The organism is Pseudonocardia sp. KRD291 (assembly GCF_019263595.1).
In the GTDB taxonomy this organism is placed as follows: Bacteria; Actinomycetota; Actinomycetes; order Mycobacteriales; family Pseudonocardiaceae; genus Pseudonocardia.
In genome coordinates, this window is sequence record NZ_JADQDD010000041.1 from 1 (window position 1) to 13,898 (window position 13,898).

16 protein-coding genes are annotated in these 13,898 nt (G+C 73.1%); 7 read left to right on the forward strand and 9 right to left on the reverse strand.

What is annotated here, in order from left to right; all coding sequences use genetic code 11:
• Window positions 1-173 precede the first annotated feature (173 nt).
• From pcaG to I4I78_RS08580, 3 genes are read right to left on the reverse strand one after another with little or no spacing between them, the layout of a single operon-like run.
• Window positions 174-755 carry a protocatechuate 3,4-dioxygenase subunit alpha gene (pcaG, locus tag I4I78_RS08570; RefSeq protein ID WP_218610697.1) on the reverse strand — a complete coding sequence of 194 codons (582 nt, stop codon included), beginning with the start codon at window positions 753-755 and terminating at the stop codon, window positions 174-176.
• Window positions 752-1,468 carry a protocatechuate 3,4-dioxygenase subunit beta gene (pcaH, locus tag I4I78_RS08575; protein ID WP_218610698.1) on the reverse strand — a complete coding sequence of 239 codons (717 nt, stop codon included), beginning with the start codon at window positions 1,466-1,468 and terminating at the stop codon, window positions 752-754. Before pcaH ends, pcaG begins: the two co-directional genes overlap by 4 nt.
• Window positions 1,469-1,516: 48 nt before the next feature.
• Window positions 1,517-2,749: a 4-hydroxybenzoate 3-monooxygenase gene (locus I4I78_RS08580; RefSeq protein WP_218610699.1), complete on the reverse strand. Its 1,233-nt coding sequence runs from the start codon at window positions 2,747-2,749 to the stop codon at window positions 1,517-1,519.
• Window positions 2,750-2,817: 68 nt separating this feature from the next.
• On the opposite strand from I4I78_RS08580, the gene I4I78_RS08585 reads away from it, so the two are divergent.
• Both I4I78_RS08585 and I4I78_RS08590 read left to right on the forward strand, forming a co-directional pair.
• Window positions 2,818-3,576 (forward strand): IclR family transcriptional regulator, encoded by a 759-nt coding sequence (locus tag I4I78_RS08585; protein ID WP_218610700.1) that lies wholly within the window; start codon window positions 2,818-2,820, stop codon window positions 3,574-3,576.
• A 73-nt stretch (window positions 3,577-3,649) separates the two neighbouring features.
• Window positions 3,650-4,780, forward strand: coding sequence for an epoxide hydrolase family protein (locus I4I78_RS08590; RefSeq protein ID WP_218610701.1), 1,131 nt, complete (start codon window positions 3,650-3,652; stop codon window positions 4,778-4,780).
• Here the strand turns inward: I4I78_RS08590 and I4I78_RS08595 are convergent.
• Complete coding sequence (locus I4I78_RS08595; RefSeq protein ID WP_218610702.1) at window positions 4,686-5,282, reverse strand: DUF6790 family protein; 597 nt, start codon at window positions 5,280-5,282, stop codon at window positions 4,686-4,688. The two genes, I4I78_RS08590 and I4I78_RS08595, sit on opposite strands and share 95 nt — an antisense overlap.
• Before the next feature lie 54 nt (window positions 5,283-5,336).
• On the opposite strand from I4I78_RS08595, the gene I4I78_RS08600 reads away from it, so the two are divergent.
• A complete protein-coding gene (locus I4I78_RS08600) occupies window positions 5,337-5,915 on the forward strand; it encodes a TetR/AcrR family transcriptional regulator (RefSeq protein WP_218610703.1) in 579 nt (192 codons plus the stop codon).
• Between the two features lie 83 nt (window positions 5,916-5,998).
• On the opposite strand, the gene I4I78_RS08605 is transcribed toward I4I78_RS08600, so the two are convergent.
• Complete coding sequence (locus I4I78_RS08605; protein ID WP_218610704.1) at window positions 5,999-7,225, reverse strand: FIST N-terminal domain-containing protein; 1,227 nt, start codon at window positions 7,223-7,225, stop codon at window positions 5,999-6,001.
• A 131-nt stretch (window positions 7,226-7,356) separates the two neighbouring features.
• Window positions 7,357-7,734 carry a S26 family signal peptidase gene (locus I4I78_RS08610; RefSeq protein ID WP_308251979.1) on the reverse strand — a complete coding sequence of 126 codons (378 nt, stop codon included), beginning with the start codon at window positions 7,732-7,734 and terminating at the stop codon, window positions 7,357-7,359.
• A 53-nt stretch (window positions 7,735-7,787) separates the two neighbouring features.
• On the opposite strand from I4I78_RS08610, the gene sodN reads away from it, so the two are divergent.
• Window positions 7,788-8,192, forward strand: coding sequence for a superoxide dismutase, Ni (gene sodN, locus I4I78_RS08615; protein ID WP_218610723.1), 405 nt, complete (start codon window positions 7,788-7,790; stop codon window positions 8,190-8,192).
• Between the two features lie 102 nt (window positions 8,193-8,294).
• On the opposite strand, the gene I4I78_RS08620 is transcribed toward sodN, so the two are convergent.
• Window positions 8,295-9,053 (reverse strand): dienelactone hydrolase family protein, encoded by a 759-nt coding sequence (locus I4I78_RS08620; protein WP_218610705.1) that lies wholly within the window; start codon window positions 9,051-9,053, stop codon window positions 8,295-8,297.
• Window positions 9,054-9,219: 166 nt separating this feature from the next.
• On the opposite strand from I4I78_RS08620, the gene I4I78_RS08625 reads away from it, so the two are divergent.
• A complete protein-coding gene (locus I4I78_RS08625; protein ID WP_218610706.1) occupies window positions 9,220-10,050 on the forward strand; it encodes a S9 family peptidase in 831 nt (276 codons plus the stop codon).
• A gap of 41 nt (window positions 10,051-10,091) precedes the next feature.
• Here I4I78_RS08625 and I4I78_RS08630 read toward each other — a convergent pair whose 3' ends face one another.
• Window positions 10,092-11,066, reverse strand: a complete 975-nt coding sequence (locus I4I78_RS08630) for a YafY family protein (RefSeq protein WP_218610707.1) — start codon at window positions 11,064-11,066, stop codon at window positions 10,092-10,094.
• 120 nt (window positions 11,067-11,186) lie between these two features.
• Here I4I78_RS08630 and I4I78_RS08635 point away from each other — a divergent pair, with 120 nt between their 5' ends.
• Together I4I78_RS08635 and I4I78_RS08640 are read left to right on the forward strand one after the other, a co-directional pair.
• Entirely contained in the window at window positions 11,187-11,582 is a 396-nt protein-coding gene (locus I4I78_RS08635) for a RidA family protein (protein ID WP_218610708.1), read from the forward strand.
• Between the two features lie 257 nt (window positions 11,583-11,839).
• Entirely contained in the window at window positions 11,840-12,445 is a 606-nt protein-coding gene (locus I4I78_RS08640) for a superoxide dismutase (RefSeq protein WP_218610709.1), read from the forward strand.
• A gap of 89 nt (window positions 12,446-12,534) precedes the next feature.
• Here the strand turns inward: I4I78_RS08640 and I4I78_RS08645 are convergent, their stop codons facing one another.
• The gene (locus I4I78_RS08645; RefSeq protein WP_218610710.1) at window positions 12,535-13,869 is read right to left on the reverse strand and encodes a competence/damage-inducible protein A; all 1,335 of its coding nucleotides are present in this window, start codon (window positions 13,867-13,869) and stop codon (window positions 12,535-12,537) included.
• Between the last annotated feature and the right edge of the window lie 29 nt (window positions 13,870-13,898).

The following is a 13,898-nucleotide window of genomic DNA, read 5'->3' on the forward strand; positions in this document are numbered from 1 at the left end:
GGTGTGCCGGCGGCCGGTGCCGCCGCCGTCCGTGGACGTTGTTCGCAGATATACCCCATCCGGATCATCACCAACCGGGCGCCCGCCCGGTCCGGGAGCAGGATCACGCCGCCGTACCAGCGGGAACACCCGGATCGGGCATGGCGAGCGCGGGGCGGAACTTCAGGGAACGCTCAGCAGGCGAGGAAGACCGTCTCCCCCTCGCCCTGCAGCCGGACGTCGAACCGCAACCGGCCCGGGCCGTCGGGTACCGCGACGAGCGTGTCGCGGCGCCCGGCCGGGACCGTCGCCAGCAGCGGGTCGGCGGCGTTGGCGTCCGCCTCGTCCGGGAAGTAGATGCGGGTGACCACCCGGTCGAGCAGGCCGCGGGCGAACACCGACACGGTCAGGTGCGGGGCCTCGACGGCACCGTCCTCCGCGGGCAGCGCCCCCGGCTTGACGGTGCGGACCTCCCAGCGGCCCTGCGTGTCGGTCGCGGCCCGGCCGAACCCGCGGAAGCCGGGTACCGAGGGCGCGACGGCGCCGCGCGGGTCGTCCGGGTGGTCGAACCGGCCGTCCGGGTCGGCCTGCCAGGTCTCGACCATCGCGTCGGTGACGATCTCACCGGCGCCGTCGCGCACGGTGCCCCCGATCAGGATCTCGCCGGGTGTCCCGTGCGGGACCACGTCCGCGCCGGCCTGCCAGGTCAGCCCGAGCGCCAGGTAGGGCCCGACGGTCTGCGAGGGGGTGAGTCCGAGCTCGGTGGGGTGGCTCATGCGTGCGGCTCCTCGAAGACGCTCTGCTCCCGGCCGCGCAGCACGATGTCGAACCGGAACGCCAGCGCCCACTCCGGGCGGGTGGCGTCCAGGTCGAACGTCGACACCATCCGGCGCCGCGCGTCCTCGGAGACCGAGTTGAAGATCGGGTCCTGGGCGAACAGCGGGTCGTCCGGGAAGTACATCTGGGTCACCAGGCGCTGCGGGAAGGCGTGCCCGAACAGCGAGAAGTGGATGTGCGCGGGACGCCAGGCGTTGTGGTGGTTGCCCCACGGGTAGGCGCCCGGCTTGATCGTGGTGAACGAGTAGTTCCCGTGGGCGTCGGTGAGCACCCGGCCGCCGCCGGAGAAGTTCGGGTCCAGCGGTGCGGGCCAGTTGTCGCGGGCGTGCCGGTAGCGCCCGGCGGCGTTGGCCTGCCAGACCTCGACGAGGGTGTCGGGCACCGCGCGGCCGCCGGAGTCGAGGACCCGCCCGAACACGACGATGCGCTGACCCTGGGCCTCCCCCTCGTGCTGCGTGGTCAGGTCGTGGTCGTTCGGTCCGATCGGGCCCGGCAGCAGCGGGCCGGTCACCTCGGTGAGCCGGTGCGGCAGCACGACCGGGGCCTGCGACGGCGCGCGCAGCCCGGTGCTGCGGTAACCCTCGAAGCCCAGGGGCGGGTTCGTGCCCGCGGGGGCAGGCGGGTATCCCGCGAGCCGTTGCGTGGTGGTCATCGTCGTCCTTCCGGGGATCAGCTCGGATGTTCGTTCCGCAGGCTTCTCTCAGACCGAGCCGTGCGGCAGGCCCACGTAGTTCTCGGCGAGGCTGGTGGCGGCCGCCCGCGAGGTGGCCGTGTAGCGCAGCTGGGACAGCTGCAGGGCCCGGCCGAAGGCGTCCCCGTTCGGGTCGGACTCGTCGAAGCGGTGCAGCATCGAGGTCATCCACCAGGAGAAGTGCTCGGCCCGCCAGACCCGGCGCAGGCAGGTCGCGGAGTACTCGTCCAGGCCGGTCTCGCCACCGCCGTCGAAGAACGTGGTGAGGGCGTCGGCGAGCACCCGGACGTCGGCGATCGCGAGGTTCATGCCCTTGGCCCCGGTCGGCGGCACGATGTGCGCGGCGTCGCCGGCCAGGAACAGCCGCCCGTGGCGCATCGGCTCGGCGACCATGCTGCGCATGCCGGTCACGCTCGGCTTCTCCAGGAACTCGCCGGTGTTCATCGTGAAGCCCTCGCAGGCCAGGCGGGTCCCCAGCTCGTCCCAGATCCGCGAGGACGACCAGTCGCCCGCGTTCTCGTCCGCGGGGACCTGCAGGTAGAGCCGGGTGACCTCGGGGCTGCGCATCGAGTAGAGCGCGAAGCCGCGGTCGTGATTGGCGTAGACGAGCTCGTCCTGCGTGGGTGCCGCCTTCGCCAGGACGCCGAGCCAGCCGAACGGGTAGATCCTCTCGGCGATCTGCAGCGCGTCGGTGGGGAACGCGTCGCGGCAGACGCTGTGCGAGCCGTCGCAGCCGGCGATCACGTCGCAGCGCAGCGTCCGCGCACTGCCGTCGGCGGCGGTGTAGGTGATCGACGGGGCGTCGGTCGCGATGTCGTGCACCGCGACGTCGGAGACCTCGAACTCGACCGGCTCGTCCCGGGAGTCGACACGGTCGGCGATCAGGTCCTTGACGACCTCCTGCTGGCCGTAGACGACGATCCCGCGCCCGACCAGGTCGGCGAAGTCGATCCGGTGGTCGGTCTGCGGCGCGGCGGTGTCGGTGGCGAAGCGCAGCGAGATGCCCTGGTGCGCCATGCCCTCGCGGTCCAGGCGCCCGGCGACCCCGGCCTCGCGCAGCAGCTCGACGGTCGGGGCCTCCAGCACCCCGGCCCGGACCCGCTGCTCGACGTAGCCGCGACTGCGCGACTCCAGCACGACCGCGTCCACCCCGGCGCGGGACAGGAGCGTCGCCAGCAGCAGTCCCGCCGGCCCCGCCCCGACGATGCCGACCTGCGTGCGGGACGGGCTCCGTGTCGTCATCGCGCCACCCTCTCCCGGCGTCTCGTCCGCACTCGACCCGGCTTCCGTTCTGCGGAAGACTCGATCCGGTGAGCCCTGGTGCAGCGCCCCGGTCGGTGGTGACCGCGCGGGTGCTCGACGTGCTCGGCGCGTTCACCGAGGCGGCCCCCGAGCTGGGCCTGACCGAGATCGCCCGGCGCACCGGGCTGCCGCTGACCACCACGCACCGGATCGTCGGCGAGCTGGCCGCGGGCGGGGCGCTGGACCGCGGCGACGACGGCCGCTACCGGGTCGGCCTACGGCTCTGGGAGATCGCGGTGCTGGCCCCGGCCAGCACGATGCTGCGCGAGCGCGCGATGCCGTTCCTGGAGGACCTGCACGAGGTGACCCGGGAGAACGTCGCGCTGGCCGTCCTCGACGGCGCCGAGGTGGTCTACCTGGAGCGGCTCTCCGCCCGGGACGCGGTGTCGATCGTGTCCCGGTCCGGCTCGCGGCTGCCGGTGCACGCGACCGGCGTCGGGCTGGTGCTGCTCGCGCACGCCCCGCCGGACGTCGTCGAGCAGGTGCTCGCCCGGCCGTTGCGCCGTTTCACCCCGCACACGGTGTGCGACCCGGCCCGGGTGCGGGCCGCGCTCGGTGAGGCCCGCAGCTCCGGGTTCGTGATCAGCGACCGGCAGATCGAGGACGTGTCCCTCTCGGTCGCGGCCCCGGTGCGGGACCGGTCCGGGCGGGTCGTCGCGGCGATGTCGGTGGTGGTGCGGGCCGACGGTACGAACCCGCACACCTACGTCCCCGCCGTCCGCGCCGCCGCCCGCGGCATCAGCCGCGCGCTCGGTGCCACCACCTGAGCCCTGCGATCGTGATCGATCCGATGCGAGGGCGGGATCGGCGCTGCAGGGGCCGGCATGTCACGGTGACGGCGTGCGTGACTTCCTGATCGACATCCCGGACGTCGAGCTCGACGACCTGCGCGAGCGCCTGGCCCGGACCCGCTGGCCGGAGCCGGCCACCGTCGAGGGCTGGACCCAGGGCGTCCCGCTGGACTACGCGAAGGAGCTCTGCGAGTACTGGCGGACCCGCTACGACTGGCGGCGGGTCGAGGCCGAGATCAACGCCTGGCCGCAGTTCCGCACCGGCCTCGACGGCGGGGGCGACGACTCGGTGGAGATCCACGTCGTGCACGCCCGCTCGCGGCACGAGAACGCGCTGCCGCTGCTGCTCACGCACGGCTGGCCGGGGTCGATCGTCGAGTTCCTGGACGTGCTGCCGGCGCTGACCGACCCGCCGGACCCGGCGGACGCGTTCCACGTCGTCCTCCCGACGCTGCCCGGCTACGGGTTCAGCGGCAAGCCCGCCGTGTCCGGCTGGGGGGTGGAGCGGATCGCGGTGGCCTGGGCCCAGCTGATGGACCGGCTCGGCTACGAGCGCTACGCCGCGCAGGGCGGGGACTGGGGCTCGATGGTCACCTCCGCGCTGGGCACCGCCGACCCCGAGCACCTGGTCGGTATCCACCTGACGTTGGCGATGGCCGAACGCCCCGAGGACGACGACACGCCACTGAGCAAGGACGAGAAGGCCGCGAAGAGGTTCGGCCAGAACTTCGCCCGGTTCGGGCGGGGCTACTCGGCCGAGCAGTCCACCCGCCCACAGACCATCGGCTACGGGCTCGTGGACTCCCCCAGCGCCCAGTGCACGTGGATCGTCGAGAAGTTCTGGGACTGGACCGACTGCGCCGGGCACCCGGAGAACGCGATCGGACGCGACCGGCTGCTGGACAACGTGATGATGTACTGGCTGGGCGGGGCCGGCGCATCCTCGGCGCGGCTGTACTGGGAGAGCTTCGCCCGCCGCCGGATGGACGAGGTCACGGTACCGACCGCGGTGACGCAGTTCCCGTACGAGATGACGCGCCTGCCCCGGCACTGGCTCGAGCGCCGCTTCACCGACCTGCGCTCGTTCAGCACGCCGCCTGCGGGCGGGCACTTCGCGTCGCTGGAGCAGCCGGAGACGTTCGTCGACGAGCTGCGCGCGTTCTTCCGGACCGTGCGCTAGACCTGGTCCGCCACTGCACCGCGACCAGCACCAGCGCCACGGCGGGGATGACCACGTCGTAGACCAGGATCCCGCCGGTGTTGCCGGGGGCGTGGTCACCGAGCACGACGGACTGCCAGATGTGCCCGACCGTCGCACCCCACATGAACACCGCGTACCCGGCCGTCACCGCAGCGCGGGCACCGAACCCGAGCCGCACGGCGAGGACGGCCGAGAGCGCGAAGCCCAGGTTCGCGAACGCGATCTCGCGCTGGAAGTCGTTCGCGATCACGAAGCCGATCGTGGTCGCCATGAAGTCCGGGGCGATCAGGAACGACACCCCCACGATGGCGGCGCCGACCGCGATCGCGCCGCGGAACCACCACCGCATCCAGATCTCCAGGGTCTCCCCTGCCGGGGCACCGCGCCGGCGGGCACGCCCGGCCGAGATCACCGCCCCGATCGCGCAGACCAGCGGGACCAGCATCGGGGTCGCCGAGCTGACGACGTAGTGAGCATCCATGTCCGCCATTAAAACATATGAATATGCTTTAACACGAGCACTAGCCTGACGCATGTGACGACGTCGGAGCCGAGCCGCCGTCCCGGCGGCCGCAGCGCGCGCGTCCGGGCGGACGTGCACACCGCGACCCGGGCGCTCCTCGCCGAGGATCGGTGGGCCCAGCTCACCCTGGGCGGGATCGCCGAACGGGCCGGCACGTCACCGTCCACGCTCTACCGCCGGTGGGGCGACCTCGGGGCGCTCCTGTCCGAGGTCCTCGACGCGCGGCTGGCCGAGACCTCCCCGCTGCCCGACACCGGAACCCTGACCGGCGACCTGCACCGGTGGGGAGCCGGCATGGCCTCGGACCTCGACGGGCCCGAGGGCCGGGTCCTGCTGCGCGGCTCGCTGCTGCTCTCCGGCGAGGACGACGGCGACCGCCCGCCGGACCAGGCACGACGCGGACGGGTCGACGAGATCGAGGCGCTGATCTCCCGCGCCCGCACACGCGGCGAGCCGGTCCCGACCGTGCAGGACGTGTTCGAGTTCCTCATCGGCCCGCTCTACGGTTACGCCCTGTTCGCCCGGGGCGCCCTCGTCGCACGTGCGCCGGCCCTCGTCGACCGCCTACTGGAGCACGCCGGCCGGTCCTAGCCCCGGACGCCCGGGTGCGTGGGGACCGCCCGGCAGGCCTCGACGAGCTGCCCGACGTCCCGGTGCACGACGACCACGGCTAGTTAGTCGAAGACCAGCACCGACGCGGTGAACCCGTGCAGGTGGTTGCGCCCGCCGACCGGCCCGATCTCGCCCGCGGCGAAGAAGCCGGCCACCGGAACGGCATCCAGCGACCGTCGCACCACCCGCACGTCATGGTCGGCCCCGCCCACCTCCGGGGCGAACATGGCCGCGCCGCGACCGTTGCAGGAGAACAGCAGCGCTCCCTGCGCCGGACGGGCGCGCACCGCGCGCGCGAGCAGCTCGGTGAGGTTCTGCTCGGCCCCGGCCGAGTCGCGGACCTGGAACCGCACGGTCTGCCCGACCGCCAGGACGTCGCCGACGACGACGGCGTCGCGCTCCTGCTCGACGCCCAGGACGGCCCGGATCAGGAAGTCGCCGCGCCCGTGCTCGTCGGCGTACTCGTCCATCGCGACGCCCACGTGCAGCCCGCGCAGCGCCAGCTTCTGCTCGGCGGCCGGCAGCGCACCGACGATCTCGCGCAGCCGGGTCGCGGCGGGTGAACCGGCGAGGCCGAGCAGCAGGTTCCGCTCGGTGCGGGTGATCACCATCGGCGGCCCGATCGGCCGGCAGCCCTGGCTGACCACGGCCCTGGCCTGCGCCCGACCGCCGAACAGGACGCCGACCGCGCCGCCGGGCAGCACCTCGCCGTCGGCGAACAGGCGGTTGTGACCGGGCCCGCCCGGTGCGCTGGCCAGGCCGCCGACCAGCGGGAACCCCGGATGCATCGTGTTCATCCGCTCCAGCAGGCCGCCGACCGGGAACGAGAACGGGTCGGCGAGCAGCATCGCGGCGCCGGCGTCCTCCCCCGGGGTGGGCATCCCGTGGATGGACAGCGTCCCGTCCCCGGCGTCCCGCGCCGTGAGCCGTATCGGGGTGAGCGCCGTGCCGGGCAGCGTCGCGGCCCAGACCGCGACCGACGCAGACCGCTCCACACCCCGGCCGTCGGCGATCACGCCGTGCGCCGTCGCCCCGACGCAGGCGCGGGCGTCGGCCAGCTCCATCACCCGCGCGCCGGCCCGCTCGGCCTCGCCGAGGTCACCGCCCTCGCCCGGGCAGACGAAGAACACCAGCAGGTCGGGACGGAGGCCGTCGAGCGGGGCGAGCGCCTGGGTGACCGCGACCTCGGCCGCACCGACCAGGTCCGGGCCGACCCCGAGGCCGTCACCGAAACGACGGGTGGCCACGCCGGCGACCCCGGCCGGCGCCGCGTCGTCCGCGTCGTTCATGACGCCTCCTCGCCCCGACCTCGCGTCACCGGTTGGGGACCCGTCCCAGGCAAGCTACGCAGCCCGACCGGACGCCGCCACGCGACGTTGGGCCGGACGGAGCAGGGCGATCCCGGTTCCCTCCCCCGCCCTCAGACATGTCGGGACGGCGCGGCGGGCAGCCGGCCCGGCCGGGGCCACAGCCGGGCGCGCGCCACCGCCAGGACGGCGGCGGGGCCGAGCGTCCGCGAGTCGGTGGAGCCGAACGGGTTGTCCCCGCGGACCCACCAGCCGTCGTCGACGGGGCGCTCGGCACGTTTGACCGACAGCTGCCCGGGCCGTGCGGGCCACCGGACCAGGACGACCTCGCCCGGCCGCACGGTGGCACCGAAGCTGACCAGCACGACGTCGCCGTCGGCCAGCGTCGGGGACATCGACGGGCCCCGCACCGCGACCCTGCGCCAGCGCACGGGCACCTCCTCGATCGCCGTCTCCGTGACCAACCTCGCGTCCTGCCGGGCCCTGGCCACGGGAGTAGGGTCGTCCACGCCAGAACGATCACCATCAGGGAGGACCCATGCGGATGCTGTCCCGCATCATCCACCCGCAGCTGGAGGCCACCGCACACTGCGACCTCCCCTGCGGCGTGTACGACCCGGCCCAGGCACGTATCGAGGCCGAGTCCGTCAAGGCCATCCAGGAGAAGTACCAGGGCAACGACGACGCGGACTTCCGCGCGCGTGCCATCGAGATCAAGGAGCAGCGCTCCGACCTGGTCAAGCACCACCTGTGGGTGCTGTGGACCGACTACTTCAAGCCGCCGCACTTCGAGAAGTACCCGGAGCTGCACGAGCTGTTCAACAAGGCCACCAAGGCCGCCGGTGCCGCCGGCACCAAGGGCTCGAACGACCCGAAGACGGGCCAGGACCTGCTGGACCACATCGCCCAGATCGACAAGATCTTCTGGGAGACCAAGCAGGCTGCCTGACCCAGGCACTCGAAGCGGCGCTGACCAGCGGGAACCCACTCCCGTCGGTCAGCGTCGCTTTTCGTGGCAGCTGCCGCCCGGGCGTGCCCCGACCGCCGCCACTCAGTCCGGTACCGGCAGACACTCGGCGAGCAGGTCGACGATGTCGCGCCACGCCCGCTGCGCGTGCCGCGGGTGGTAGCCGACGCCGGCGACCAGGGCGTGGCCGTACGCGCCGTCGGTCGAGACGGTGCCGTCCGCGTTGGTCGGCGGGTGGTGGAAGGCGTGGAGCGCGCCGCCGTAGACGACGAGGCGCCAGTCCACACCCGCGTCCTGCATCTCGGCGGCGAACGCCGCCCGTTGCGCGTGCGGCTGGATCGGGTCCTCCGAGCCGACACCGGCCCACACCGGACAGCGGATCCGGCCCGCATCGCCCGGTCGGCCGGTCATCACGGCGTTGACCGTCGCGATCGCGCGCAGCTCGACGCCATCGCGCCCGAGCTCCAACCCGACGGCGCCCCCGGTGCCGTAGCCGATCGCGGCGATCTGGTCGGGGGCGGTCCGCGGTTCGGCACACAGCACGTCGAGCGCCGCGTGGCCGATACCTCGCAACCGGTCGGGATCGGCGAGAAGTGGCATGCAGCGCGCGAGCATCTGCTCGGGGTCGGTGAAGTACTGCCCACCGTGGATGTCGAAAGCCAACGCCACGTACCCGAGCTCGGCGAGGGCGTCGGCCCGTCGGCGTTGGAAGTCGTTGAGCCCGGTTCCCTCGGGCCCGATCAGGACCGCGGGTCGCCGGCCGGCACCGGAGGGGAGAGCGAGATGCCCGACCATCGTCAGTCCGTCGGCGGGGTACTCGACCGTGCGCGTCGTGACCGTCATGACGGCAGACCGTAGGGATCGTCGAGCCCGGCCGGGCCGATGTTCACCGCCGGCAGAACACACGCGCAGCTCAGCGTTTCCCGAACGATTTCGCCCTCGGCGGAAACAGATCTGCAACCGATCGGGATTGTCTACGGTGACTCCGACCACGAGCCGTAGGAGAGACATGGACTCGTTCACCGGAACCGCGGCCGGCGTCCCGTTCACCGCGCTGCCACCGTCGGACGGCGCGACCCACGATGCGGCGCCGTTGGTCGTCACCTGGCACATGCTGGACGCACCCCGCACCGACGCGGCGTTCGCGGCTGCGCTGCCACTGGCCGGGGTGCCCGCGTGGCGGGTGCACCTGGGAATGCCGCTGTGCGGCGCGCGCATGGTCGACGGTCGGCTCGACGCCCACGTCGAGCTGGCTCGTCGGGATGCACTGATGGCGTACTTCGCCCCGGTCCTGCGCCAGGCCGCGGACGAGTTCCCGGCGGCGCTGGCGTCGTTGCGCGCGCAGCTGCCGGTCGACGACGGGCCGGTCGTCGTCCTCGGCGGTTCGCTCGGTGGAGCCGTCGCGCTGCAGGTGCTCACCGCGGGCCGGACCCCGGTCCGGGCGGTCGCGCTGGTCAACCCGGCGGTGCGGGTACGGACCGCGGTCTCGCTCGCCGAGGGCCTGCTCGGAGAGCCCTACCGGTGGACCGCCGACTCGCGCGCCACCGCCGACGACCTGGACTTCGTCGCGCGTGCCCGGGTCGCCACGACGCAACCGCCGCTGCTCCTGGTCAGCGGCGAACGGGACCACCCTGCGTCACGGACGGACGCTGCCGACCTGGTCCGAGCACTCCGCGAGCGGTACGCGAACCCGGACGATGTCGAGCTGGTCGACGTGCCGGACCTGGCACACCCGCTGGCCGACGAGCCCGGCCTGGAGCCGGCTCCACAGCTCCCCGTGGCCAGGGCCGTCGACGAGATCCTCACCGCGTGGCTCGTGCGCCACGTCGGCCCGACCTGAGCGCGGCAGCCGAACCGAGCGACGACCGGAGCCGACGGCTCTCAGGGCGCCACGCCGTACACGCCGGCGACCGCCGTGGCGCGGCCGTGCAGGGCCTCGCGCAACCACGGCGGCGACAGGGCCTCGGCGTTCGTGCCGAGCTGCCAGAGCGCCCATTCGGCGTGTCTCGGGTCCTGGAACGTCACCTCCAGCCGCAGGCGGGCGTCCGCGTCGGTTCCCTCGGCGAGGACGGCCAGCGCGGTGCCCACCAGCTCCTCCCGCCGTCCCGGGTCGACCCGCACCAGCACGGTGACCTGGTCACCGCCGGTACGGAACCGCGTGCTGCGCTCCTGCCAGGCGCGGTCCAGGTCCAGCCGGTCCGGGCGCTGCGCGGGCTCGGCGAGCTCCTCGGCGGCCACGACCCGGGACAGGCGGTAGGTGCGGTCCTCGCCGGCCCTCGTGGCCAGCAGGTAGCCCTGCTCGCGCACGGAGACCAGCCCGACCGGGTCCACCGTCCGCCACGCCGGGGCCTGGCCCACGGCCGCGTAGTGGATGCGCAGCCGGTGTCCGGCCAGCACCGCGCGCCGGACCGCGGCCACGACGGCGTCGGGCACCTCCTCGACGACGAGCCGGCGCGAGAGGAGGTCGGTCTCCGGGTCGACGAGCAGCCGCTCGGCCACCCCGGCCGCGGTGTCCCGATAGCTCTCGGGCAGCGCGTCGACGACCTTCAGCATCGCCGACGCGAGTGCCGATCCGAGACCGAACACCTGCCCGCCGCGCCGTGACCCGGCGATCAGCAGGGCGAGTGCCTCGTCGTGGTTCAGCCCGGTGAGCTCGGTCCGCAGACCGGGGAGCAACGCGAAACCGCCGTGCCTGCCGCGTTCGGCGTAGACCGTGACACCGGCCGCCGACAGCGCCTCGACGTCGCGCAGCACCGTGCGGGTGGACACCTCCAGCTCACGGGCCAGGGCGGTCGCGGACAGCCGACCGTGTCGCCGCAGCAGCAGGACCAGCGATACCAACCGGTCGGCGCGCATGCGAAAACCCTAGAGGAATACACGACACGAGATGTCACATATTGGCTGGAAAGCTCATCGGCACGACGACAACGGATTGTCGCACCACATGTCGATGAATCGAATGGAGCTGGTCAGGCGATGGAGCGAACGGCGGTCAACCCGTGGACGTGGTCTGCGGAGCTCGGGTACAACCAGGGCGAGGTCGTCTCCGGGGCGAGCCGGACCCTGTACTGCGCGGGGCAGACCGCGATGAACGCCGACGGCAAGCCGGAGCATCCCGGTGACATGGCGGCGCAGCTGGCACTGAGCCTCGACAACCTCGAGGCGGTTCTCGGCGCGGCCGGCATGACCCTGGCGAACCTCGTCCGGCTCGGCGTCTACGCCACCGACGTCGATCGGCTCTTCCAGCACTACGGCCTGCTGGCATCGCGGCTGGGCGCCGCCGTGGTCGCACCGGCCACCACGGTGCTCGGGGTGACTCGCCTGGCGATCCCCGACCTGATGGTCGAGATCGAGGGGACCGCCGTCGCCTGAGCGATGCGGCGCCGCCGCCCCGGACCCACCCGGGACGACGGCGCCGCGTCGCGTGTGTCGGCCCCCGGCGTCGAGCTGCCAGAACGATCACCGGTACCGGCTGTCGCCGCCCCAGCTCTGCTGCAAGCGACTGGCATCAGAGTATCTCCTGCAACGCGGTGCGTCCATGCATGGCGACCTTGTTTCGCGGGTAAGCGGCTGTTGCGACATAGTGGCGGCTGAGCCCCACATCCCCGAACCCAGGAGGTCCCCTCCCGATGGCCGAGTACACGCTTCCGGATCTGCCCTACGACTACAACGCCCTCGCGCCGCACATCGCGCCCGAGATCATGGAGCTGCACCACTCCAAGCACCACAACACCTACGTCCAGGGCCTCAACGGCGCCCTCGACAAACTCGCCGACGCCCGCGACAAGAACGACTTCGGCGCCATCGTCGGACTCGAGAAGACCCTCGCGTTCAACCTCGGCGGCCACGTCAACCACTCCATCTTCTGGAACAACCTCTCCCCCGACGGCGGCGACAAGCCCACCGGCGAACTCGCCGCCGCCCTCGACCAGGACTTCGGGTCCTTCGACGCCTTCCAGGCCCACTTCACCGCCGCCGCCACCACCATCCAGGGCTCCGGCTGGGCCATCCTCGCCTGGGACGCCCTCGGCTCCCGCCTGCTGATCCACCAGCTCTACGACCAGCAGTCCCAGCTCCCCGCCGGACAGACCCCGATCGTCATGCTCGACATGTGGGAGCACGCGTTCTACCTGCAGTACAAGAACGTCAAACCCGACTACGTCAAGGCCTGGTGGAACGTCGTCAACTGGGCCGACGCCGAGCAGCGCCTCGCCGCCGCCCGCAAGGGCGTCTGAGCCCCCCCCCCTCGACGCTCGACGCACACGAGAGCCCCGCACCGGTCTTCTCCGGGCGGGGCTCTCGCCGTGACCGGCGCGCAGGTGCGTCAGCCGCGGGGTAGGCCGCCCGCGGCGCGCAGCAGCAGGTGCATGCCCCGGTCGACCGAGCGCTCGCGGAGGTCCGCACGCCCGCCCGGCAGCTGCATGTCCCGGGCGAGGACCTGGCCCTCGCGGGTGGTCACGCAGAAGCAGACGTAGCCGACCGGCTTGGCCTCGGTGCCGCCGTCCGGGCCGGCCACCCCGGTGATCCCGATCCCGATGTCGGCGCCGAAACGCTCGCGGGCACCGTCGGCCAGCGCCCGGGCCACCTCCGGGGACACCGCGCCGTGGGTGTCGATCATCTCGGCCGGCACGCCCAGCAGCGACGTCTTGGCCTCGTTGGAGTAGGCGACGACTCCCCCGGACACGTACGACGACGACCCCGGGCGGTCGATGAGGCGTCCGGCCAGCAGGCCGCCGGTGCAGGACTCGCCGGTGGCGACGGTCAGGCCGTGCTCGCCCAGCGCGCGGGCCAGGAGCTCGTCGGTGGTCGTGCCGTCGGCGCTGACCAGGTTGCGCCGGTGCTTGTCGATGATCGCCTCGGCCAGCGACTCCGCGGTCTTCTCGGCCCCGGGCAACGGGTGCAGGTCCACCTCGAGCTCGGAGCGGCGCAGGCAGGTCGTGACCTCCACCCGGGCCAGGTCCGGGAACCCGCCGGAGGTCTCGATCTCGCGCAGCGTCGCCGCGATCTCGGACTCGGGCAGCCCGAAGAAGCGCAGCAGACGGGGCTCGGCGTGCGGGACGCCGGCGAGCAGCTCGACCATCGGGGACGAGGTCAGCGCCGAGGGCCACATCCCCTGCAGCTCCCGCGGCGGCCCGGGCAGCACGACGACCAGCGGCCCGGTCGCGCCGCGCAGCACCAGGCCGGGCGCGGTGCCGACCGGCTCCAGCACCGACGCGCCGTCGGGCACCATCGCCTGCTTGCGGGTGGCCTCGTCCAGTGCGGCGCCGTCGAACCCGCTGCGCGATGCCCATCGGGCGATCTTGGCGTCGATCGTCTCGCGGACCCGGTCGTCGAGCCGGGACTGCACGCCGCAGAACCCGGCCACCACCTCCGCGGTCAGGTCGTCCGCGGTCGGGCCGAGCCCGCCGCTGGTGATCACCAGGTCGGCACCGTTGCCGGAGACGAACTCCAGCGCCGATCGCAGGTCCTCGGGCCGGTCGCCGACCAGCATCAGCTCGGAGACCTCGAACCCGAGCCCGCCCAGCTCGCGGGCCAGGTAGGGCCCGTTCGCGTCCTGCACCAGGCCGGTCAGCAGCTCGCTGCCGGTGACCAGCACGGCGGCCTTGGGACGGGTGGCGGCTGCGGGGCCGGAGGGGCCTGCGGCGGGGTCGTCGGGCATGGGCCGAACCTACCCGCGTGATCGACCCG